The 22,584-nt window shown below is 60.9% G+C and carries 14 protein-coding genes and 1 pseudogene; 2 read left to right on the top strand and 13 right to left on the bottom strand.

The features are described from left to right. Positions 1-278: 278 nt before the first annotated feature. Entirely contained in the window at positions 279-1,172 is an 894-nt protein-coding gene (locus PSEBG33_RS24660; protein ID WP_005784056.1) for a LysR family transcriptional regulator, read from the bottom strand. A 124-nt stretch (positions 1,173-1,296) separates the two neighbouring features. Between PSEBG33_RS24660 and PSEBG33_RS24665 the strand changes: the two genes are divergently transcribed. Further along, entirely contained in the window at positions 1,297-2,571 is a 1,275-nt protein-coding gene (locus PSEBG33_RS24665) for an MFS transporter (RefSeq protein ID WP_005784054.1), read from the top strand. A gap of 115 nt (positions 2,572-2,686) precedes the next feature. Here the strand turns inward: PSEBG33_RS24665 and hemE are convergent, their stop codons facing one another. From hemE to pilM, 10 genes and pseudogenes are all read right to left on the bottom strand, one after another. Further along, positions 2,687-3,754 (bottom strand): uroporphyrinogen decarboxylase, encoded by a 1,068-nt coding sequence (gene hemE / locus PSEBG33_RS24670; RefSeq protein ID WP_005784052.1) that lies wholly within the window; start codon positions 3,752-3,754, stop codon positions 2,687-2,689. Between the two features lie 238 nt (positions 3,755-3,992). Next, positions 3,993-5,411 (bottom strand): FAD-dependent oxidoreductase, encoded by a 1,419-nt coding sequence (locus PSEBG33_RS24675; protein ID WP_003187920.1) that lies wholly within the window; start codon positions 5,409-5,411, stop codon positions 3,993-3,995. Positions 5,412-5,443: 32 nt separating this feature from the next. Then, complete coding sequence (gene gltB / locus PSEBG33_RS24680) at positions 5,444-9,889, bottom strand: glutamate synthase large subunit (RefSeq protein ID WP_005784049.1); 4,446 nt, start codon at positions 9,887-9,889, stop codon at positions 5,444-5,446. Positions 9,890-10,505: 616 nt separating this feature from the next. Continuing rightward, on the bottom strand, positions 10,506-12,077 hold the full coding sequence (locus PSEBG33_RS24685; RefSeq protein ID WP_005784047.1) for an SPOR domain-containing protein: 1,572 nt from the start codon (positions 12,075-12,077) through the stop codon (positions 10,506-10,508). Positions 12,078-12,087: 10 nt separating this feature from the next. After that, entirely contained in the window at positions 12,088-13,188 is a 1,101-nt protein-coding gene (gene aroB / locus PSEBG33_RS24690; RefSeq protein ID WP_005784045.1) for a 3-dehydroquinate synthase, read from the bottom strand. 125 nt (positions 13,189-13,313) lie between these two features. Further along, positions 13,314-13,832 carry a shikimate kinase AroK gene (gene aroK / locus PSEBG33_RS24695; protein WP_005784043.1) on the bottom strand — a complete coding sequence of 173 codons (519 nt, stop codon included), beginning with the start codon at positions 13,830-13,832 and terminating at the stop codon, positions 13,314-13,316. A gap of 4 nt (positions 13,833-13,836) precedes the next feature. Continuing rightward, positions 13,837-15,093 (bottom strand): annotated as a pseudogene (locus tag PSEBG33_RS24700) (type IV pilus secretin PilQ); the annotation flags it as partial. A 138-nt stretch (positions 15,094-15,231) separates the two neighbouring features. Continuing rightward, positions 15,232-16,203: a pilus assembly protein PilP gene (locus PSEBG33_RS24705; protein ID WP_005784039.1), complete on the bottom strand. Its 972-nt coding sequence runs from the start codon at positions 16,201-16,203 to the stop codon at positions 15,232-15,234. Continuing rightward, positions 16,200-16,754: a PilN domain-containing protein gene (locus tag PSEBG33_RS24710; RefSeq protein ID WP_005784037.1), complete on the bottom strand. Its 555-nt coding sequence runs from the start codon at positions 16,752-16,754 to the stop codon at positions 16,200-16,202. Before PSEBG33_RS24710 ends, PSEBG33_RS24705 begins: the two co-directional genes overlap by 4 nt. Continuing rightward, positions 16,751-17,407: a type IV pilus assembly protein PilM gene (gene pilM / locus PSEBG33_RS26815; RefSeq protein ID WP_032803222.1), complete on the bottom strand. Its 657-nt coding sequence runs from the start codon at positions 17,405-17,407 to the stop codon at positions 16,751-16,753. Before pilM ends, PSEBG33_RS24710 begins: the two co-directional genes overlap by 4 nt. A 233-nt stretch (positions 17,408-17,640) precedes the next feature. On the opposite strand from pilM, the gene PSEBG33_RS24715 reads away from it, so the two are divergent. Further along, positions 17,641-20,103 (top strand): penicillin-binding protein 1A, encoded by a 2,463-nt coding sequence (locus PSEBG33_RS24715; protein ID WP_413817842.1) that lies wholly within the window; start codon positions 17,641-17,643, stop codon positions 20,101-20,103. Positions 20,104-20,312: 209 nt separating this feature from the next. Here the strand turns inward: PSEBG33_RS24715 and PSEBG33_RS24720 are convergent, their stop codons facing one another. Both PSEBG33_RS24720 and PSEBG33_RS24725 read right to left on the bottom strand, forming a co-directional pair. Next, positions 20,313-21,581: a malic enzyme-like NAD(P)-binding protein gene (locus PSEBG33_RS24720; RefSeq protein WP_005784034.1), complete on the bottom strand. Its 1,269-nt coding sequence runs from the start codon at positions 21,579-21,581 to the stop codon at positions 20,313-20,315. Positions 21,582-21,763: 182 nt separating this feature from the next. Next, entirely contained in the window at positions 21,764-22,570 is an 807-nt protein-coding gene (locus tag PSEBG33_RS24725) for a thermonuclease family protein (RefSeq protein WP_005784032.1), read from the bottom strand. Between the last annotated feature and the right edge of the window lie 14 nt (positions 22,571-22,584).

The following is a 22,584-nucleotide window of genomic DNA, read 5'->3' as shown; positions in this document are numbered from 1 at the left end:
CGGCGCCCTCTTCACAAACAGGTTGGCTTGTCATCACCGCTTCCTGCCTGGCTCTGCGATGGCTGGTTACCCAGGATCCTCAGAGTCTCACAAGCCCCTTTCGGGAACTCGGCCAGTATGCCTGAAGCAACCGCACTCGGAAAAGACCGCCGATCAAATGTGGGAGCTGTCGAGCTTTAGCGAGGCTGCGATGCAGGCGCTGCGGTCTTTCAGATACAACGCGGTGATCCTTTCGCAGCCTCGCTAAAGCTCGACAGCTCCCACATCACTCTGCTTCGTTACGTAGATGCCCTGTGCGTCAACAACTCCACAAACCCCTTCGCCATCGGCGTTTGCACGCCCTTGCGCTGCACCAGCCACACCGCCGTCATCGCCTCCGGGTCGAGCAGTGTGCGGTAGACCACGCCATCAATGCGGATACGCTGGTAAGACGCCGGCAACACCGACACGCCCAACCCCGCCGCCACCAGGCCAATGATGGTCATCGCCTCCCCCGCTTCCTGGGCAAAATGCGGGCTGAACCCGGCGTCGCGGGCCAGGCTGAGCAATTGGGCATACAGGCCGCTGCCGTAGGTGCGCGGAAAAAACACAAAGGGCTCCTGCGCCAACTGCGCCAGGTGCAGGCCGCGCTCGCTGCCTTCCACCAACGGATGGCCGGCGCTCAATACTGCAACCAACGGCTCGCGCATCAACTCGACCACGCTCAGCGAATCAGGCAACGGCAAAGGCCGCATCAGCCCGACCTGGATCGACTCATCCACCAATGACTCGGCCACCTGGGTGCTGCTCATCTCCTGCAGATTGAGGTGCACCGCCGGGAAAGCCTGGCGAAACGCGAAGATCGCCTGGGGAATGCTGGAATTGAACGGTGCGGAAGATGTGAAGCCGATCTTCAGTTCGCCGAGCTCTCCCAATTGCGCCCTGCGCGCCACATCCGCCGCCTTGTCGACCTGGGCCAGCACCAGCCGCGCCTCTTGCAGGAACAGGCGCCCGGCCTCGCTCAGCTCGACCCGACGATTGGTACGCTCAAATAGCCGCGCCCCCACCTCTTGCTCCAGTGCCTGGATCTGCTGGCTCAAGGGCGGTTGCGAGATGCCCAGCACCTGCGCGGCGCGGCCAAAGTGCAGTTCTTCAGCGACGGCGATGAAGTACCGCAGGTGACGTAATTCCATGCACACCTCATTAGGTCGTAGAACCTATCAAACAGGTCGAACAATATATTGGAAAGAATCATTAGCCAGCTATATTCTTTTTCGTATTGCCAGTCCTGGCAGACTTTCCTCCCCGAGGTCCCCCGTGAATCCTGCTGTTGCTCCACTTGCCCAACACACCCCGCCCTCAGCCCTCGATGAGGTGGTGGCGCAGCTTAATGACGAGTACATCGAAAAAGGCACGCCGATGTTCATGCGCACGGTGTTGGCGCTGTTCTCCGGCGGGTTTGCCACCTTCGCCCTGCTGTATTGCGTACAGCCGATGATGCCGGCGCTGTCCCACGAATTTTCCATCAATGCGGCGCAAAGCAGCCTGATTCTTTCGGTCGCGACCGCGATGCTCGCCTGCGGCCTGCTGATCACCGGGCCGATATCCGACAGGCTGGGGCGCAAGCCGGTGATGGTCGCCGCGTTGTTCTGTGCGGCGCTGGCCACCATCGCCAGCGGTCTGATGCCGACCTGGGAGGGGATTCTGCTGATGCGGGCGCTGGTGGGCCTGTCCCTGAGCGGCCTGGCTGCCGTGGCGATGACCTACCTCAGCGAAGAGATCCACCCGCAGCACATCGGCCTGGCCATGGGCCTGTACATCGGCGGCAACGCGATTGGCGGCATGAGCGGGCGCCTGATCATCGGCGTGTTGATCGATTTTGTCAGCTGGCACACCGCAATGCTGATCATCGGCGCTCTGGCGTTGATCGCCGCCACGGTGTTCTGGAAGATCCTCCCCGAATCGCGCAACTTCCGCGCCAGCAGCCTCAAACCACGCAGCCTGGTGGATGGCTTTGTCATGCATTTCAAGGATGCGGGCTTGCCGTGGCTGTTCCTGGAAGCCTTCCTGTTGATGGGCGCGTTCGTAACGATGTTCAACTACATCGGTTATCGCCTGCTCGCCTCACCCTATGAGCTGAGCCAGGCCGTGGTCGGCCTGCTGTCGCTGGTGTACCTCTCGGGCATCTACAGTTCGGCCAAGATCGGCTCTCTGGCCGACCGCCTTGGCCGCCGTCGGGTGCTGTGGGCCACCATCGTGCTGATGCTCGCCGGCATGGCCCTGACGCTGTTCACCCCGCTGTGGCTGGTGGTGCCGGGCATGTTGATCTTCACGTTCGGCTTCTTCGGCGCCCACTCGGTGGCCAGCAGCTGGATCGGGCGCCGTGCGGTGAAAGCCAAGGGGCAAGCGTCTTCGCTATACCTGTTCTGCTATTACGTGGGATCGAGTATCGCCGGGACGGCAGGCGGGTTCTTCTGGCATTTTGCCGGGTGGAACGGGATTGGCGGATTCATTATCGCGCTACTGATCGGCGCGTTGCTGGTGGCGTTGAAGCTGGCGAAGTTGCCGCCGTTGGGGCATGTGGAAACCTGAGGCTACTTGCTTTATGTGGGAGCTGGCTTGCCTGCGATGGCGGCGGTGAATTCAACACCGCTATCGCAGCGATGCGGCGACCCGACAAGCCAGCTCCCACATTTTGTTTTGCGTTTTACTCGTGGTATTGCGCCGAGAGTTCGTGGACTGCGCGTAGGAACGCACCCGCATGTTCCGGATTCACTTCCGGCGTGATGCCATGGCCGAGGTTGAACACATGGCCGGTGCCCTTGCCATAGCTAGCGAGGATGCGTCCGACTTCGGCACGGATCGCTTCCGGCTTGGCGTACAGCACAGTGGGGTCCATGTTGCCTTGCAGCGCAACCTGGTTGCCAACGCGACGGCGGGCTTCGCCGATATCGCAGGTCCAGTCCAGGCCCAATGCATCGGCGCCAGCATCGGCGATGCTTTCCAGCCACAGGCCGCCGCCCTTGGTGAACAGGATGACCGGAACCTTGCGACCTTCATGTTCGCGGATCAGCCCGCTGACGATCTTGCGCATGTAGGCCAGGGAGAATTCCTGGTACGCCGCCGCCGACAGGTTGCCGCCCCAGGTATCGAAGATCTGCACCGCTTGCGCACCGGCCATGATCTGGCCGTTGAGGTAGGAGGTCACCGACTGTGCCAGCTTGTCCAGCAACAGGTGCATGGCTTGCGGGTTGTCGTAGAGCATGGCCTTGGTCTTGCGGAAGTCTTTCGACGAACCGCCTTCGACCATATAGGTGGCCAGCGTCCACGGGCTGCCAGAGAAGCCAATCAGCGGCACGCGACCGTTGAGCTCGCGGCGGATGGTGCTGACCGCATCCATCACATAACCGAGGTCTTTGTGCGGATCAGGGATCGGCAAGGCTTCGATATCGGCCAGGGTACTGACGACTTTCCTGAAGCGCGGGCCTTCGCCGGTCTCGAAGTACAGGCCCTGGCCCATGGCGTCGGGGATGGTGAGGATATCGGAGAAGAGAATGGCCGCATCCAGTTGTGGGTAGCGGTCCAGCGGCTGCATCGTGACTTCGCAGGCGAACGCAGGATTCATGCACAGGCTCATGAAGTCACCGGCGTGGGCGCGGCTGGCGCGGTATTCCGGCAGGTAGCGACCGGCTTGACGCATCATCCACACGGGCGTGACGTCTACAGGTTGCTTGAGCAGGGCACGAAGGAAACGGTCGTTCTTGAGGGCAGTCATGTCGGCATCCGCAAAAAAAGTGCGGGCATTTTCTCAGAGCGCGACGCAAAAGGCACGGAATGCGCCTTGCCTTTTGTCTATCGGGTCAATTTGTCGCGGTGTCTTGCGGTATGACAGACACCACCAAACCCTATCTGGAATGGGGTTTGTGTGGGAGCTGGCTTGCCTGCGATGGCGGTGGTGAATTCACTATCGCTATCGCAGGCAAGCCAGCTCCCACAGTTGACCGTGTTTCAAATCAAACTTGAAGGTAATCCAGGATGCCTTCGGCGGCATTGCGGCCTTCGAAGATCGCCGTCACTACCAGGTCGGAACCGCGCACCATATCGCCACCGGCGAAGATTTTCGGGTTGCTGGTCTGATGCTTGTACTGGCCTTGCTCCGGGGCTACGACGCGGCCCTGGCTGTCGGTCTGGATTTCGAACTGCTCGAACCAGGGCGCCGGGCTTGGACGGAAACCGAAAGCGATGACCACGGCATCGGCCGGGATAATCTCTTCGGAACCCGGGATCGGCTCGGGGCTGCGACGGCCTCGGGCATCCGGTTCGCCGAGACGGGTCTCGACCACCTTCACGCCTTCGACGCGGTCTTCACCGACGATCGCAATCGGCTGGCGGTTGTAGAGGAATTTCACGCCTTCTTCCTTGGCGTTCTTCACCTCTTTGCGCGAGCCGGGCATGTTGGCTTCGTCGCGACGATACGCACAGGTGACCGACTTGGCGCCCTGGCGGATCGAGGTACGGTTGCAGTCCATCGCGGTGTCGCCACCGCCCAGCACCACGACCTTCTTGCCTTTCATGTCGACGAAATCTTCCGGCGACTTTTCAAAGCCCAGGTTGCGGTTGACGTTGGCAATCAGGAAGTCGAGCGCGTCATACACGCCCGGCAAGTCTTCACCGGCAAAGCCGCCCTTCATATAGGTGTAGGTGCCCATGCCCATGAACACCGCATCGTATTCGGCGAGCAGTTGCTCCATGGTGATGTCTTTGCCGATTTCGGTATTGAGGCGGAACTCGATACCCATGCCGGTGAACACTTCACGACGGTGACTCAGTACGGTTTTTTCCAGCTTGAACTCGGGAATACCGAAAGTCAGCAGGCCACCGATCTCCGGGTTCTTGTCGAACACCACCGGGGTCACGCCACCACGCACCAACACGTCGGCACACCCCAGGCCCGCCGGGCCCGCGCCGATAATCGCAACACGCTTGCCGGTCGGCTTGACCTTGGACATGTCCGGGCGCCAGCCCATGGCGAACGCGGTGTCGGTGATGTACTTCTCCACCGAACCGATGGTCACCGCGCCGAAGCCATCGTTGAGGGTGCAGGCACCTTCACATAGACGGTCTTGCGGGCACACCCGGCCGCAGACTTCCGGCAGGGTGTTGGTCTGGTGCGACAGCTCGGCGGCGGCGAGGATGTTGCCCTCGGCCACCAGTTTGAGCCAGTTGGGAATGAAGTTGTGCACCGGGCACTTCCATTCGCAATACGGGTTACCGCACCCCAGGCAGCGGTGGGCCTGATCGGCCGAGTGCTGGGGCTTGAAGGGCTCGTAGATTTCCACGAACTCTTTCTTGCGTTGACGCAACAGTTTCTTCTTCGGATCTTTGCGCCCGACATCGATGAACTGGAAGTCGTTATTCAGACGTTCAGCCATGTTAAAACCTCATCAAACTGTTCAGGCGCATATCACTGCGGGTTGGCACGGATGCTGGAAAGCAACGATTTTAGGTTGGCAGCCTTGGGCTTGACCAGCCAGAAACGACGCAGGTAATCATCGAGGTTTTCGGCGAGGTTGCGACCCCATTCACTGCCGGTCTCCTCGACGTACTCATCCAGCACGTGCTGCAAGTGGTTCCGGTAGGATTCCATGGCTTCACCGCTGATCCGCTGGATCTCGACCAACTCGTGGTTGACCTTGTCGACGAAGGTGTTGTCCTGGTCGAGCACGTAGGCGAAACCGCCGGTCATGCCCGAACCGAAGTTGTAACCGGTCTTGCCCAGTACCGCGACAAAGCCTCCGGTCATGTACTCGCAACAGTGATCGCCAGTGCCTTCCACCACGGTGTGGGCACCGGAGTTACGCACGGCGAAGCGCTCACCGGCAGTACCCGCGGCAAACAGCTTGCCACCGGTGGCGCCGTACAAGCAGGTGTTGCCGATGATGGCACTGTCCTGGGTCTTGTATACGCTGCCAGCCGGCGGGACGATGACCAGCTTGCCGCCGGTCATGCCTTTGCCCACGTAGTCGTTGGCATCGCCTTCCAGGTACATGTGCAGGCCACCGGCGTTCCACACACCGAAACTCTGGCCCGCAGTGCCCTTGAAGCGGAAGGTGATCGGCGCTTTCGCCATGCCCTGGTTGCCGTGCTTGCGCGCGATTTCACCGGAGATGCGAGCACCGATGGAACGGTCGCAGTTGCAGATATCCAGGGCGAATTCGCCACCGCTGGCATCGCTGATCGAGGAGCCGGCCATTTCGACCATTTTCTCGGCCAGCAGGCCCTTGTCGAACGGCGGGTTGCGGTCCACCTGGCAGAATTGTGGCTTGTCTGCCGGGATGTGATCGCTGCCCAACAGCGGTGTCAGGTCCAAATGCTGTTGCTTGGCGGTCTGGCCTTCGAGGATGTCCAACAGGTCGGTGCGACCGATCAGCTCTTCCAGCGAACGCACGCCCAGCTTGGCCAGCCACTCACGGGTTTCCTCGGCGACGTAGGTGAAGAAATTCACCACCATGTCGACGGTGCCGATGTAGTGATCCTTGCGCAGTTTTTCGTTCTGAGTCGCCACACCGGTAGCGCAGTTGTTCAGGTGGCAGATGCGCAGGTATTTGCAGCCCAGTGCGATCATGGGCGCGGTGCCGAAGCCGAAACTTTCGGCGCCGAGAATCGCAGCCTTGATCACGTCGAGGCCGGTTTTCAGGCCGCCGTCGGTCTGTACCCGCACCTTGCCGCGCAGGTCGTTGCCGCGCAGGGTCTGGTGGGTTTCGGCCAGGCCGAGCTCCCACGGCGCACCGGCGTACTTGATCGAGGTCAGCGGCGAAGCGCCGGTGCCGCCGTCGTAGCCGGAGATGGTGATCAGGTCGGCATAGGCCTTGGCCACGCCAGCGGCGATGGTGCCGACGCCGGCTTCTGCGACCAGTTTTACCGAGACCAGGGCCTGCGGGTTGACTTGTTTGAGGTCGAAAATCAGCTGCGACAAATCTTCAATCGAGTAGATGTCGTGGTGCGGCGGCGGCGAGATCAGAGTCACGCCCGGCACTGCATAACGCAGCTTGGCGATCAGGCCGTTGACCTTGCCGCCTGGCAATTGCCCGCCCTCTCCCGGTTTGGCGCCCTGGGCAACCTTGATCTGCAGCACTTCGGCGTTGACCAGGTACTCCGGGGTCACACCGAAACGGCCGGTGGCCACCTGCTTGATTTTCGAGCTTTTGAGCGTGCCATAACGCGCCGGGTCTTCGCCGCCTTCGCCGGAGTTGGAACGCGCACCCAGGCGGTTCATGGCTTCGGCCAGGGCTTCGTGAGCCTCAGGTGACAAGGCGCCCAGGGAAATGCCGGCGGAGTCGAAGCGCTTGAGGATCGATTCCAGCGGCTCGACTTCGGCGATGTCCATCGGCGTGTCCAGGGTCTTCACCTTGAACAGATCGCGGATCATCGACACCGGGCGGTTATCCACCAGGCTCGTGTATTCCTTGAACTTGGCGTAGTCGCCCTGCTGCACGGCGGCTTGCAGGGTACTGACCACGTCCGGGTTGTAGGCGTGGTATTCGCCACCGTGCACGAACTTGAGCAGGCCGCCTTGCTGGATCGGCTTGCGCGCGCTCCAGGCTTCGGCGGCCAGGGCTTTCTGCTCGGCTTCGATATCGACGAAACGCGCGCCCTTGATACGGCTCGGCACGCCACGGAAGCTCAGCTCGCAGACTTCTTCTGACAGGCCGATGGCTTCGAACAATTGCGCGCCACGGTAGGAGGTGACGGTGGAGATGCCCATCTTCGACAGGATCTTCAACAGGCCTTTGGTGATGCCCTTGCGGTAGTTCTTGAACACCTCGTAGAGGTCGCCCAACACTTCACCGGTACGGATCAGGTCACCGAGTACTTCATACGCCAGGAACGGGTAAACCGCCGAGGCGCCGAAGCCGATCAGCACCGCGAAGTGGTGCGGGTCACGGGCAGTGGCGGTTTCCACCAGAATGTTGGAGTCGCAGCGCAGGCCTTTTTCGGTCAGGCGGTGGTGCACCGCGCCAGTCGCCAGGGACGCGTGGATCGGCAACTTGCCCGGCGCGATATGGCGGTCGGTCAGTACGATCTGAGTGCGGCCGGCGCGCACAGCTTCTTCAGCCTGGTCGGCGACGTTGCGCACAGCGGCTTCAAGGCCGAGGCTCTCGTCGTAGTTCAGGTCGATGATCTGGCGGTCGAAGCCTGGACGCTCCAGGGTCATCAGCGAGCGCCACTTGGCCGGGGAAACGACCGGCGAGCTGAGGATCACACGGGAGGCGTGCTCAGGCGATTCCTGGAAGATATTGCGTTCGGCACCGAGGCACACTTCCAGCGACATCACGATGGCTTCGCGCAGCGGGTCGATCGGTGGGTTGGTCACCTGGGCGAACTGCTGGCGGAAGTAGTCGTACGGCGTGCGCACGCGCTGGGACAGCACAGCCATCGGCGTATCGTCGCCCATGGAGCCTACGGCTTCGTAGCCTTGCTCGCCGAGCGGGCGCAGCACCTGATCACGTTCTTCGAACGTGACCTGATACATCTTCATGTATTGCTTGAGCTGGTCGATGTCGTAGAAAGCCGAACCGTGGTCGTTGTCTTCCATGGTCGCCTGGATGCGCAGGGCGTTCTTGCGCAGCCATTGCTTGTACGGGTGACGCGACTTCAGACGGTTGTCGATGGCGTCGGTGTCGAGGATCTGCCCGGTTTCGGTGTCCACGGCCAGGATCTGGCCAGGGCCGACACGGCCTTTGGCGATCACGTCTTCAGGCTTGTAGTCCCACACGCCGATTTCCGACGCCAGGGTGATAAAGCCGTTGGTGGTGGTGACCCAGCGCGCCGGGCGCAAGCCGTTACGGTCGAGCAGGCACACCGCGTAGCGGCCGTCGGTCATGACCACGCCGGCCGGGCCGTCCCAGGGCTCCATGTGCATCGAGTTGTATTCGTAGAACGCCCGCAGGTCCGGGTCCATGGTCTCGACGTTCTGCCACGCAGGCGGAATGATCATGCGCACGCCACGGAACAGGTCGATGCCACCGGTGACCATCAGCTCAAGCATGTTGTCCATGCTGGAGGAGTCGGAACCCACGCGGTTGACCAGCGGGCCGAGCTCTTCGAGGTCCATCAAATCGTTGGCGAACTTGGTGCGACGGGCCACGGCCCAGTTGCGGTTGCCGGTGATGGTATTGATCTCGCCGTTGTGGGCGAGGAAACGGAATGGCTGGGCCAGCGGCCATTTCGGCAGGGTGTTGGTGGAGAAGCGCTGGTGGAACACGCAGATTGCGGTTTGCAGGCGCTCATCGCTCAGGTCTGGATAAAAGGCGGTGAGATCCGCCGGCATCATCAGGCCTTTATAAATGATGGTCTTGTGGGAAAAGCTGCAGATGTAATGGTCAGTGTCGGCGGCGTTGAGCACCGACGAACGACGACGGGACGTGAACAGCTTGATCGCCATGTCCTGGTCGCTCAGGCCGTCACCCGCGATGAACACTTGTTCGATCTGCGGCAGGCGCTCCAGGGCCAGGCGGCCGAGTACGCTGGTGTCGATTGGCACTTTGCGCCAGCCCACCAGTTGCAGGCCGGCGGCAGCGATCTCGCGGTTCATGTTCTCGCGAGCGGCTTCGGCTTTTACCGGGTCCTGGTTGAAAAACACCATGCCCACGGCGTACTGCTTGGGCAGGTCGGCCGCAAAATGCTCTTTGGCGACAGCGCGCAGGAACTGGTCGGGCTTTTGAATCAGCAAGCCGCAACCGTCACCGGTCTTGCCGTCGGCGTTGATCCCACCGCGGTGGGTCATGCAGGTCAGGGCCTCGATGGCCGTTTGCAAAAGGGTATGACTGGGCTCGCCCTGCATGTGGGCTATCAGGCCGAAACCGCAGTTATCCTTGAATTCATCGGGTTGGTACAGACCTGCTTTCATAGACACTTTCTCACCAGGCTGCCTCTTATATCGAGGCAAATTTCTTTTCAATTCAACCGGTTACCTTCCACGCCGAACGTACGCCGGCTTAGCGGGGGCAAAAGGGAGGTCATTGTACACACCGACACAGACGCTCACAAATTTAGCGACGAAATGTCGCAAATCTATGTCGCATTTATGAAAGGTTTAAAGCGATATGCTGTGCTAGTCAAAACTTTTTTAATTCTGACCGCTACGACTCAAAAGCTACTGTGGCGCAGACACCACAAAGCGCGCGGCCGGGGGGTGCGTGCTCAGTTATTTTTGCCGCCGCGTTGCGTCTTAAAGCTAGCCAGGCAAGGCGCAGGCCGCTGGGAATGGTGCTCCCTTTCCAAGGCCTGCAACGCAGCATGGCTAGCTTTAAGGCGCAACCCGAAGGGCCGGGCCTGCTGCTGCGCAGGGCTGCGTTGCTCGAAGCTTATTTGGAACGACCAAACCACGCTTCTCGCGCCTTGCCCTGCGCAGCAGCAGACCCGGCGCGGCGGTAAAAATAACTGAACACGCACCCCAGGGCAGCACGCACTTGCGGATTTTTTTGAGGTGCCGGGAGGGCGGCCTGGGTAAGGCCGCCGGATCTTCAGCGAGTTGCTGCCAGTTCTTGTTGAACGCTGGCAACAGTGCGAGGCCAAGGTTTACCAGCCTGAACCTTCGCTGGCAAGGCCTTGATGGCAGAATCGGCTGCGGCGCGGCTTGGGAAACTGCCGTAGGTGATCACGTAGAGAGGCTTGCCGTTGAGCACTTTCTTGAAATAACGGTACTGGCCGCCCTGCTCCTTGACGAACGCCTGGGCGTTGGCTTCGGAGCTGGTGCCAAGGATCTGCACTACGAAATTGCCGGTAGGCTGGCTGCTGTACCAGCTGCTGCCAGCGGCGCCGGCCTTGGCCACGGTAGCGGCAGGTTTCTCAGCAGGCTTGGCCGCGGGTGCCGGTGCCGGCTTGGCAACTGGTGCTGCGGGCTTGGCTGTCGCTACTGTCGGCGCCGGGGTCGGCTTGGCAACTGGCGCAACCGGTGCGGCAGGCGCTACTGGGGTTGCTGGCGTGCCGGCCGGTACGCCCGCTGGTGGCGCGGTGGTGGTCACGGTCGGCGGCGTGGCGCTGGAGCCTTCCACCGGCACGCCGTCGTCGCCTTCGGAGATGCCACCGGCTTCTTCAGCCAGCGGGCCGCGCATTACAGGCTGGCCGACCATCGGCAGGTTGGTCGGTTGGCCGGAGTTGGCGAATTCGACATTTGGCGTGGGCTTGCCCAGTGGCAACTGCGCCTGCTCAGTTGGCGCGCCGGTTGTTGTCGGTGCCTTGTTGCGACCCGGGATCAACCAGGCGGCGGCTACAGCGACCACGACAACGGCGGAAATAGCCAATACGTGCTTCTTAGGCATAGTGAACCCCATCTTTGGACGCTTGACCGCAGAGCGGCTGGCAATCATGGCTTCGATCATCGCATCGCGGGCAACCTGGTTGATGTTTCCAGGCCAGCCATCGGAGCTTTCGTGAATATCAGAGATCTGCGCAGCGGAGAAAAGTTCGATACCTGCCCCTGCACCTTCAAGGCGCTGAGCCAGGTATTCGCGGGTTTCTTCCTCTTCGTACGGCTGCAATTCGATGACGTGGAACAGCTCTTGCTCACCGCTGATCTGCTCCAGATCGGCGATCAACGACGATTCGCCAAACAGGAACACATGCGGGCGGCCTTCCGGCGTGCCCGCGGCCAGTGCCAACAGCGCTTCCAGCGCGGATTCGTCAAGCTGCTCGGCGTCGTCGACCAGCAGGTAGACTTCCTGGCCGGTCAGGCCCAGTTGCACCACCTGTTTGAGAATCGCGTTCGGCTCGGCGTTGGATACGTCCAGGGCCTGTGCAACCTGGCGCAGTACACCCGCTGCGTCACCGGCGCCACGTGCCGATACCACCACGCTCTGCACCGATTGCTTGTTGGTGCTGGCGACCAGCGCCTGGCGCAGCAAGGTCTTGCCACTGCCCAACGGTCCCGTGACCACCAGCAGCAACTGGCTGTAGCGCGCCAGATGATGCAGTTGCCCCAATACCGGCTTGCGCTGGGCAGGGAAGAATTTGAAACCAGGCACCCGTGGAGCAAAAGGGTCATGGCTCAAGTGATAATGGCCGAGGAACGCCTCGTCGGCATGCAAACTAGTCATCGGGATCTTATTAACCTTTAAGCTGGGCCAGGGCGCGGTAATCCGCTCCCAGCGTGGCCTGTAAAATCTCTTTCGGATAATCGTCGGTCACCACCGCCTCGCCCATGTGGCGCAGCAGTACCAGTCGCAGTCGACCGTCGATCACTTTCTTGTCTATTGCCATATGTTCGAGAAAATCTGCCTCGGTCATCTCTGTGGGAGGGATGACCGGTAAGCCGGCGCGCTGGAACAGGCGGATACCGCGATCACGCTCCTGGGCGCTGATCCAGCCCAGGCGTTGCGACATCTCCAACGCCATCACCGTGCCAGCCGCTACGGCTTCCCCATGCAGCCACACACCATAGCCCATGTGCGTTTCGATCGCATGGCCGAAGGTGTGGCCCAGGTTCAGGGTAGCGCGCACGCCGGACTCCCGTTCGTCGGCATTGACCACCAGCGCCTTGGCGGCGCAGGAGCGGGAAATCGCCTCGGTCAAGGCCACCTGGTCGAGTGCGCGCAAGGCATCTACATGTTCTTCAAGCCAGCTCAGGAAGGGCTCGTCACAGATCAGCCCGTACTTGATGACTTCCGCCAGGCCCGCCGACAACTCGCGCGGTGGCAGTGTGTTGAGGGTAGCGGTGTCGATCAGCACGGCCTGTGGCTGGTAGAACGCACCGACCATGTTCTTGCCCAGCGGGTGGTTGATACCGGTCTTGCCGCCCACCGACGAATCGACCTGGGACAGCAGAGTGGTCGGCACCTGGATAAAATCCACGCCGCGCTGGTAGCAGGCTGCAGCAAAACCGGCCATGTCGCCGATCACACCGCCGCCCAGGGCAACCACGGTGGTTCGACGGTCATGGCGCGCAGTCAGCAGGCCATCAAAGATCAGTTGCAGGGTTTCCCAGTTCTTGTGGGCTTCGCCGTCGGGCAACACCACGGAAATCACCGAATACGCCGCAAGGCTGCGGCTCAAACGCTCAAGATACAGGGGCGCAACCGTTTCGTTGGAGATGATCGCCACCTGCCGACCGGCAATATGCGGCGCAAGCAGTTCGGGCTGGTCCAACAGACCTTCGCCAATGTGGATCGGGTAGCTGCGCTCGCCTAGATCGACCTTAAGTGTCTGCATGTTTCCCCGCGTTGAAGATGTATTGACGACCGGCAATGTCGCAATCCGACATCACCTGATGGCTCTACGCCACACCTCACAAGGTTATGGCGCGCCGCCGAGAATAGCGCATTTCGGGCCAGGCTTTAACGGGGTGGCAACCGCTGCAGGCGCTCCAGAATATCGAGCACCACCATCCGAGGGGGTCGCTCATCGGTTTCCACCACCAGATCGGCGATTTCCCGATACAGCGGATCGCGCAGCGCCAGCAGGTCCCGCAGGGTTTTTTCCGGGTTGGCCGTGCGCAGCAACGGGCGATTGCGATCGCGGGCGGTGCGGCCCACCTGCTGCTCGACCGAGGCATGCAAATACACTACCCGACCACCGGCATACAGCGCTCGACGGTTTTCGTCGCGCATGACGGCGCCACCGCCGGTCGCCAATACCACGCCATCGCAGCCACACAGCTCGGCAATCATCGCCTGCTCGCGGTCGCGAAAGCCCAGCTCGCCTTCTTTATCGAAGATCCATGGGATATTGGCACCCGTGCGCAATTCAATTTCCTTGTCGGAATCTTTGAACGGCAGGCGCAGCTCTTTGGCCAGCAAACGGCCGATGGTGCTCTTTCCAGCCCCCATCGGCCCTACAAGAATCAAATTTCGCACAGAATCAACGACTCACAGCAATCGCCTGGTTATTCATGATACGCGGAGTCAGGAATACCAGCAGCTCGGATTTTTTCTCCGCCAGCACATCGCGCCGGAAAAGGCGGCCAAGATACGGCACATCGCCCAAAAATGGCACTTTATCTACCACTTTGCTTTGGGTATTGGAGAAAACCCCACCGATGACGATGGTCTCGCCATCCCTGACCAGCACCTTGGCGTTGACCTCGTTTTTCTTGATCGGCGGTACGTCATTGAGCCTGTTCAAGTAGTCGGGCTCATCCTTGGTGACCTTGACCGCCATGATCACGTGGTCGTCGGGGGTGATTTGCGGCGTGACCTCCAGCGAAAGCGAAGCCTCCTTGAACGATACCGAGGTAGCGCCCTGGGAGGTGGACTCTTGATAGGGAATTTCGGTGCCCTTGAGGATGCGTGCCGTCTCCTTGTCGGACGTGACCACCTTGGGCTGCGAGACGATTTCGCCGTTGCCGGTTTTCTCCATGGCTGTCAGCTCAAGGTCCAGCAGTAGATTGTCGGTGATGTAGGCCACGCCCAGACCCGAGGTACCGGTCAGCGAACCCAAGTCGACAAACGGGGAGCCGGGCGGGTTTTGCGGCGGTTCGGCGCCGTCTGCCACGGGCTTGGAAATACCTGCGACACTTCCCCTGCCATGACTGAGCCGCCCACCCCAGCGCACGCCCAGGCTTTTGTCGTAGTCGACATTGGCCTCGACAATTCGCGCCTCGATCATCACTTGGCGTACGGGAATATCCAGTTGCGCCACGATACGCCGCAGCTCTTCGAGCCGTTCGCCGGTCTGGTAGACGATGATGTTGTTGGTGCGATCATCCACCGCCACCGAGCCGCGCTCATCCGTGGCGCCTTCAAAACCTGTGACCGACTGAAACAGCTTGGCCAGGTCCGCCGCCTTGGCATAGTTGACCTGCAGCAGCTCCCGACGCAGCGGTGCGAGTTCCGCCATCTGCTTGCGCGACTCCAGCGCCAGCAGTTCGCGAGCGGCCAACTCATCCGCAGGTGCCACCAGCAACACACCGGCTTTCACGCGCTTATCCAGACCTTTGGTTTGCAGCACCAGATCCAGCGCCTGATCCCAAGGCACATCCTTGAGCCGCAGGGTAATTGAGCCCTGCACTTCATCACTGGTCACCAGGTTGAGCCCGGCGACATCGGCGATTTGCTGCAAGACCGCCCGCAGGTCGATGTCCTGGAAATTCAGATTCAGCCGGGTGCCTGTATAGCTGACCGACGCTGCACTGTCGGGCGGCGGCAGGTGGATCAGGTCCAGGCGATTGGGCACAGCAGCAGCCATCGGTGCCGTGAACGCTATCCATAGCGCCACACCGAAGGACGAGAAAGTCCTTTTCATTGTTTGATTCCGTTATGAGTTGACGTTCAACACAAGGGTTCGCGGGCGTTCGAGCCAGCCGCCCTGTTCATCGGGAAACCGTTCGACCAAGTGGATAGACCCCTCTTGAATGGCCGTGACCTGGCCATGATCCGGCCCCAGGTAATCACCAATCGTCAGCCGGTGCACCCTGGATCCGGCACGCAGCAGGGCAAAAGCCTGCGCCCCCAACGACAGCGTGCCGACCATTTCGAACTGATCGATGTTCATGCCTTCCAGCAGCCCCCGTGGCCGAGCGAGATCCGGCGCAAGGGCCGGTCGCCCCGGCACGCGAGTTACTTGCAAACCGGGCGGCTGAAACGGGTCGCGCACAAACGATGGGGTGTAGACCAATGGCTGAGCCGGGTCGAACGCTTCGCGGGCCTTGGCGCTTTGCGTGGTACGCCGATAGGTCTTTGCCAGCATGTTCAGACGCAGCAAGGCGCCGTCATGCCCCAGTGCAACATCCTGCACGGTGACGACGCGCGGCAACCCACCCAGGGCACCGATGAATGCCGCCAGGTCGTGATACGCCCCGGTGGCGCCGATTTGCATGGGTTGCTCGATATAGAGCTGACGAGGCTCTTCATCCAACACCGTGATGCCCTCGACCCATACTCCATTGGCAACCGCCAATCGGGCGATGTCTTCAAGCAAGGCCGGCACCTCTGACTGGCCGGGCAATTGACGTAGAAGGCCTGTGACCTTGTCCTCCATTGCCCTGAACTGATCGGTGCGCGCCTCAAGGCTGGAGGCCAGTTCAGTTTTTTCCGCCAACTGCTGCTGTAGCGTTTGCTCCCGCGCCTCAAACCCGTGCAATCGCTCACGTGACGAGCTCAGGTAGGCAACCTCTCCTATCAGCAGCACCAGACCGGCCAGCCCACAGCCAAGCAGGACCTTGCCAGACAAGGGCCATTTAGCAGCGTTGTAGAAGAGCGTGGGAAAATCGAGCCTGGGCAGGCTCATGGTTGCGCCTCGCTGGATTCTCCCTGGCGCACCATCAGCTGAAATTCACTTTCGCCGCGTGCTCCATCGGCCTGCACACGCTGCAGACGAGTCGAGCTGGAGCCTTGGGATGACTGCTTGAGCTGCTGCATCAACCGGGCGATATCCTGGTTGCTTTCAGCCGTGCCGCGAATGCTGATGGTGTCACCGTTTGCGACCACCTCATGCAGATGGACACCTTCAGGCATTGCACGAGCCAATTGCTCGAACAGTCGGGCGCCGGAAGAGCGGGCGTCGTGCAGATCCTGCACCACCTTCATGCGTTCGGCCAGTTGCTGGCTTCGCTCCTGCAGGTCGTCGATGGTCCTGATCCGCGAATCCTGGGTAGCCACCTCCTCACCCAAGCGGCTATTGCGGCTCACTTGCCGATCTATCGCCTGGTCGATCACCTGGTCAGCCAGCCACACGGCCGCCAGCGCCAGGCAGGCAAATGCCAGCAATAGCACCATGAAATACCTGCGCTTGCGCTCTGCCAGCGCCTGACGCCAAGGCAAAAGATTGATTCGTGTCATCCAGCGAAACTCCTCAGGGCCAACCCGCAAGCCACTCCCATCCCTTGGGCATCCACGGCCCATTGTGCACCATCGACTCGATGACCCGGCGTGAAGCTGGCAAAATCCTGACGGCAAGCGCGCTCCAATGCAAACCCTTCGACATCGACCACCCGCGGCACCAGCCCCGCCAGGGCTAAAACCGCCACTCGCGCCTGGACCTGCTCGCGCAGACAGGCCGCCAACATGACTTCAACCCACTGCGGCCCTTGGGCCGATGGGCCCTGGATCTGAAAGTCGATCGCAACCTCATCCAATGGATAAGGAATGAACTGGTCAGCTTCCATCTGGATCTTCCAGGCCATTTCTTCGTCGCGCAGGCCCGCATCCATCTCGATCAACCGCGTGATCACCGAAGGGCCCGCCACTGCCACAGCGGCGTGTCGAGCCGAAGTGCGCAGGCAGGATAACGCTTGTTGCAAGGCTCGCCCCACGCCCTCGACTTCCAGCAACGCGCCATCGACGACCGCATGGGCGGGCAGCGCCTGGGTGGCATAGCCCTGGACACTGAAACCACCCGATGAACGGCTCAGTTCGATCAGCTTGATACCGCTGTCATTGATGTCGACACCCAAGATGATGTCGGCTTTTCGCCTGAAAAATCCCTTTCCCATAAAACTCCCCAAAACTTTCCCTGTCATACCGGCTGTCATCTCGCTTGATTGCCGCCAGGCACCCTGCATTCGGTCGGCTTGTTCGAGGCACGCGAATGACGCCCCAAGCTGAAAAATGCTTTAATGCCCAGCGTTTTTTCCCGCTTTTTTATCTGCTGCCCGGGTCGATCCATCGTTTGCCATGCATCCCCGACGCGTAACTCATTCTTTTCTCTGGAAATCCAAAAGCCTTGATTCGTCTGCTGAAGTTTTTCGGGTACTCCATAGTCGCGATCGTCTGCGGGCTGCTGCTCGTACTCAGCGGGGCCTACCTCTACCTTAGTCCGGGTTTGCCCTCCGTAGAGGCCCTCAGAAGTATCCAGTTGCAGATTCCTTTGCGGGTCTACAGCAGCGACGAAAAACTGATCGCGGAGTTCGGCGAAATGCGCCGCACACCGATCCGTTTCGCCGACATTCCACCCAATTTCATCAGTGCATTGCTGTCGGCAGAAGATGACAATTTCGCCAACCACTACGGTGTCGACCCCAGCAGCCTGGTGCGTGCGGCCACTCAGTTGGTAAAGAGCGGACACATTCAATCCGGCGGCAGCACCATCACCATGCAGGTGGCGAAGAACTTCTTCCTCACCAGCGAGCGCAGCTTTTCGCGCAAAGCCACCGAGATCCTGCTGGCGCTACAGATTGAACGCCAACTGACCAAGGACGAAATCCTCGAGCTGTACGTCAACAAGATCTACCTGGGCAACCGCGCCTACGGCATTGAGGCCGCCTCCCAGGTCTACTATGGCAAATCGATTCGTGACGCCAGCCTGGCGCAGATGGCCATGATCGCCGGCCTGCCCAAGGCGCCGTCGCGCTTTAACCCACTGGCCAACCCGGCGCGCAGTAAAGAACGTCGCGACTGGATCCTGGGGCGCATGTACAAGCTGGGCAAGATCGACCAGGCCGCTTATGAAAGCGCCGTGGCCGAGCCCCTGAACGCCAGCTATCACGTGCCGACGCCGGAAGTGAATGCACCGTACATCGCCGAAATGGCCCGCGCCGAAATGGTTGGCCGTTATGGCAGCGATGCCTACACCGAAGGCTTTCGCGTGACCACGACGGTTCCGAGCAACTTGCAGGAAATCGCCAACAACTCCGTACACGAAGGCTTGATCACCTATGATCAGCGTCACGGCTACCGCGGCCCCGAGTCGCGCCTGCCGGGCAAGACCCTGAGTGCCTGGACCACCGAACTGGGCAAACAGCGCTCGATCAGCGGCCTGGAGCCGGCCATCGTCACCGAGGTGACCAAAGACGGCATTCAAGTGCTGACCCGCGCCGGTGAAGCCCACGTGGCGTGGGACAGCATGAAATGGGCGCGCCCGTTCCTGAACACCAACAGCATGGGGCCGATGCCCAAGCAGCCGTCCGACGTGGCCAAGGTGGGTGATTTGATCCGCGTGCAACGCCAGAAGGATGACAGCCTCAAGTTCAGCCAGGTGCCGGTCGCCCAAGGCGCCCTGGTATCCCTTGATCCGCAGAACGGCGCAATCCGCGCGCTGGTCGGCGGTTTCGCCTTTGAGCAGAGCAACTACAACCGTGCGATACAGGCCAAGCGCCAGCCGGGTTCAAGTTTCAAGCCATTCGTCTACAGCGCCGCACTGGACAACGGCTACACCGCCGCCAGCCTGGTAAACGACGCACCGATCGTGTTTGTCGATGAATACCTGGACAAGGTCTGGCGGCCGAAGAACGACACCAACACCTTCCTCGGCCCGATCCGCATTCGCGAGGCGTTGTACAAGTCTCGCAACCTGGTGTCGATCCGCCTGCTGCAGGCCATGGGCGTGGGCAAGACCATCGACTACATGACGCGCTTCGGCTTCGCCAAGTCGGACTTGCCGCCCAACCTGTCCCTGGCGCTGGGTACCGCAACCCTTACGCCGATGGAAATCGCCACCGGCTGGAGCACCTTTGCCAACGGCGGCTACAAGATCGCGCCGTACCTGATCGACAAGATCGAAAGCCGCAATGGCGACACCCTGTTCACCGCCAACCCGCCACGGGTGCCCGGTGATGTGGTCAATGGTGTGGCGGCAACCGATGGTCTCGCAGCACCGGGTAATGGCGGCATTACCATCGAGCCCACGCCAGGCACAGCGCCTGCGGCAACCGCCCCCGCGACCACCGAACCGCAAGCCCCGGCAGTTGCCGAGCGCATCGTGGATGGCCGTACCACCTATATTCTCAACAGCATCCTGCAGGACGTGATCAAGAAGGGCACCGGCCGCCGCGCACTGGCCCTGGGCCGCGCAGATATTGCCGGCAAGACCGGTACTACCAACGAATCCAAGGACGCCTGGTTCTCTGGCTATAACGGCGACTACGTGACCACTGTGTGGACCGGCTACGACCAGCCTGAAAGTCTGGGCCGCCGCGAGTTTGGCGGCACCGTCGCCCTGCCGATCTGGATGAGCTACATGGGCGCGGCCTTGAAGGACAAGCCTTTGCACACCCAACCGGAACCGGAAGGCATCCTCAGCCTGCGCATCGATCCGATCAGTGGACGTGCGGCTTCGCCGAGTACGCCGAATGCTTACTTCGAGCTGTTCAAGAGCGAGGACACGCCGCCGTCGGTCAACGAGCTGGGCAACGGGGTTGTACCAGGCAGCCCGCTGCCGGCGGACGAAGGCGCGCCGATCGATTTGTTCTGACCCGATCCAAGACGCAACATAGATCCAAATGTGGGAGGGGGCTTGCTCCCGATGGCGGTGTATCAGTCAACTATTCATTGGCTGACAGCCCGTCATCGGGAGCAAGCCCCCTCCCACATTTGGCCTTCACAAATCTTTAGATAATTGTCACGCAGCAAAAAGCCCCGACTCGCGAGAGACGGGGCTTTTTGTTGGTGCGCTATAACGGCTTAGCCGTTGAACACATCATCCACGCTTTGCAGCGGGTAGTTCTTTGGATACGGCAGGGTTGCTACACCGGTCTCGATCGCGGCCTTGGCCACGGCATCGGAGATCAGGGTGATCAGGCGCTTATCCATTGGTTTTGGAATGATGTACTCACGACCAAATTCCAGCTTGGCACCACCGTAGGCGTCGCACACATCCTGAGGCACCGGCAGCTTGGCCAGTTCACGCAGGGCGTTGGCAGCCGCTACTTTCATTTCTTCGTTGATGCGCTTGGCGCGAACGTCCAGGGCACCACGGAAGATGAACGGGAAGCCCAGTACGTTGTTGACCTGGTTCGGGTAGTCCGAACGGCCGGTAGCCATGATCACGTCGCTGCGAGTGGCGTGAGCCAGCTCAGGCGAGATTTCCGGATCCGGGTTGGAACAGGCGAACACGATCGGGTTCGGCGCCATGGATTTCAGGCCTTCGGCGCTCAGCAGGTTCGGGCCGGACAGGCCGACGAACACGTCGGCACCATCGAGGGCGTCAGCCAGGGTGCGCTTGGAGGACGGGTGGGCGAACATCGCCTTGTACTGGTTCAGGTCGGTACGCTCGGACTGGATCACGCCCTTGCTGTCGACCATGTAGATGTTTTCCAGCTTGGCGCCCATGCTGATGATCAGCTTCATGCAGGAAATGGCCGCAGCACCGGCGCCCAGGCAGACGATCTTCGCCTCACCCAGGGTTTTGCCGGCGATTTCCAGGGCGTTGATCATGCCCGCCGCAGTAACGATCGCGGTGCCGTGCTGGTCATCGTGGAATACCGGGATGTCGCACTGTTCGATCAGGGCCTTTTCGATCTCGAAGCACTCAGGTGCCTTGATGTCTTCCAGGTTGATGCCACCGAAGGTGATGGAAATGCGCTTGACCGTGTCGATGAAAGCCTGCGGGCTCTCGGAATCGACTTCGATGTCGAAAACGTCGATGCCGGCAAAGCGCTTGAACAGCACGCCTTTACCTTCCATGACTGGCTTGGAAGCCAATGGGCCGAGGTTACCCAGGCCAAGGATCGCGGTGCCATCGGAAATCACTGCAACCAGGTTGCCCTTGCCGGTGTACTTGTACGCCAGTTCTGGGTCACGGGCGATTTCACGTACGGGCTCGGCAACACCAGGGCTGTAGGCCAGCGACAGGTCGCGAGCAGTGGCAGTGGCTTTGGTGAGCTCTACACTCAGCTTTCCTGGACGAGGATGGGCATGGTATTCGAGAGCGGCAGTTTTCAAATCAGACATATCGGCATTCCGCTTTTACTGTTGGTCGACGGACCGCCGAGGATACGCGTGTCGCAAAGTCCCTACAAGACTGGGCAGTCACAGGTGTCAAGGGCCCTGGGCTACGACTTTTGGCCAAGAGCCACGGGATACAAGGGCTCAACTGTTCACAATCGAAATAAAAAATGTCTACAATTTTTTATTCAATGCGTCGATTTCAGCATGCCTGGGTCGGTTATTGGCAGAAGCCAGCGTAATTGACCTCTTTTCAAACCCCCACGGCGGGAGCGATCCTGCACCCAGCCGCGCGCTTCAATAGTGCGACCTTGCAGACCATTGAGCATGGCCGGATCGAACTGACTGATCAGTTCGGGGGCAATACGTAATACCAGTGACCCCTGGATTTCAATCCAGATGCCACCGCGATTGCGCTCGATCTTGCTGACCCGGCCAGTTACCAGCGCAAACCCGGAGCGCTTGAGTTGCGCCACCGTTTGCACCGGCGATTGGCGCCACAGCCCCAGGCGCGCCTGGCGGGCGCTGTTTTCCGCCGCCTGCTGGCAGGTGGCGAGGTCTACATTCGGCGCCACCCCCACCTGGAAGCCCAAGCCCTCGGCGAGCAATTGCGCTTCCAGGTTCTCGCCATTGGCGCCGTAGAGGTGGGCCAGGGTGCGGCCGTAATGATCCTTGCCCTCGCGGCCAGACACCAAACCGACACGCCCATCACTGGCCTGCACCAATGCTTGTAGACGCTGGCGGGCGGCGACGGCAAACGGCTCGTCAGTACGGCCCTTCTTGCCGGTTTCCGGCGCATTGAGGCCGATCATCCGCACGCTGCGGCCATCCTTGAGGCGTACGGTGTCGCCGTCCACCACGCGCTGCACTTCTACCCGCGCCACGGAAGCGGGTGCCGGGCAGAACACCGCGGCCTGGGCGGTTGCCAGCCAAATCCCGGGCACAAAAAAGGCGCCCGCAAGGGACGCCTTTTTCAACAGCTGGCAAAAGCCCATAAGGCTTTTGAGCC

Source organism: Pseudomonas synxantha BG33R (assembly GCF_000263715.2).
Classification (GTDB): Bacteria; Pseudomonadota; Gammaproteobacteria; order Pseudomonadales; family Pseudomonadaceae; genus Aquipseudomonas; species Aquipseudomonas synxantha_A.
The sequence above is the reverse complement of the archived record's forward strand: the minus strand, read 5'-3'. Positions and strand labels throughout refer to the sequence as shown.

Excerpts from the sequence above, each read along its gene's own strand:
- PSEBG33_RS24705 (WP_005784039.1), bottom strand. The coding sequence starts at position 16,203 with ATGAGCCTGCCCAGGCTCGATTTTCCCACGCTCTTCTACAACGCTGCT.
- PSEBG33_RS24675 (WP_003187920.1), bottom strand. The coding sequence starts at position 5,411 with ATGGCTGAACGTCTGAATAACGACTTCCAGTTCATCGATGTCGGGCGC.
- PSEBG33_RS24720 (WP_005784034.1), bottom strand. The coding sequence starts at position 21,581 with ATGTCTGATTTGAAAACTGCCGCTCTCGAATACCATGCCCATCCTCGT.
- hemE (WP_005784052.1), bottom strand. The coding sequence starts at position 3,754 with ATGACTGCCCTCAAGAACGACCGTTTCCTTCGTGCCCTGCTCAAGCAA.
- pilM (WP_032803222.1), bottom strand. The coding sequence starts at position 17,407 with ATGGGAAAGGGATTTTTCAGGCGAAAAGCCGACATCATCTTGGGTGTC.
- gltB (WP_005784049.1), bottom strand. The coding sequence starts at position 9,889 with ATGAAAGCAGGTCTGTACCAACCCGATGAATTCAAGGATAACTGCGGT.
- PSEBG33_RS24725 (WP_005784032.1), bottom strand. The coding sequence starts at position 22,570 with ATGGGCTTTTGCCAGCTGTTGAAAAAGGCGTCCCTTGCGGGCGCCTTT.
- PSEBG33_RS24710 (WP_005784037.1), bottom strand. The coding sequence starts at position 16,754 with ATGACACGAATCAATCTTTTGCCTTGGCGTCAGGCGCTGGCAGAGCGC.
- aroB (WP_005784045.1), bottom strand. The coding sequence starts at position 13,188 with ATGCAGACACTTAAGGTCGATCTAGGCGAGCGCAGCTACCCGATCCAC.
- PSEBG33_RS24660 (WP_005784056.1), bottom strand. The coding sequence starts at position 1,172 with ATGGAATTACGTCACCTGCGGTACTTCATCGCCGTCGCTGAAGAACTG.
- PSEBG33_RS24685 (WP_005784047.1), bottom strand. The coding sequence starts at position 12,077 with ATGACTAGTTTGCATGCCGACGAGGCGTTCCTCGGCCATTATCACTTG.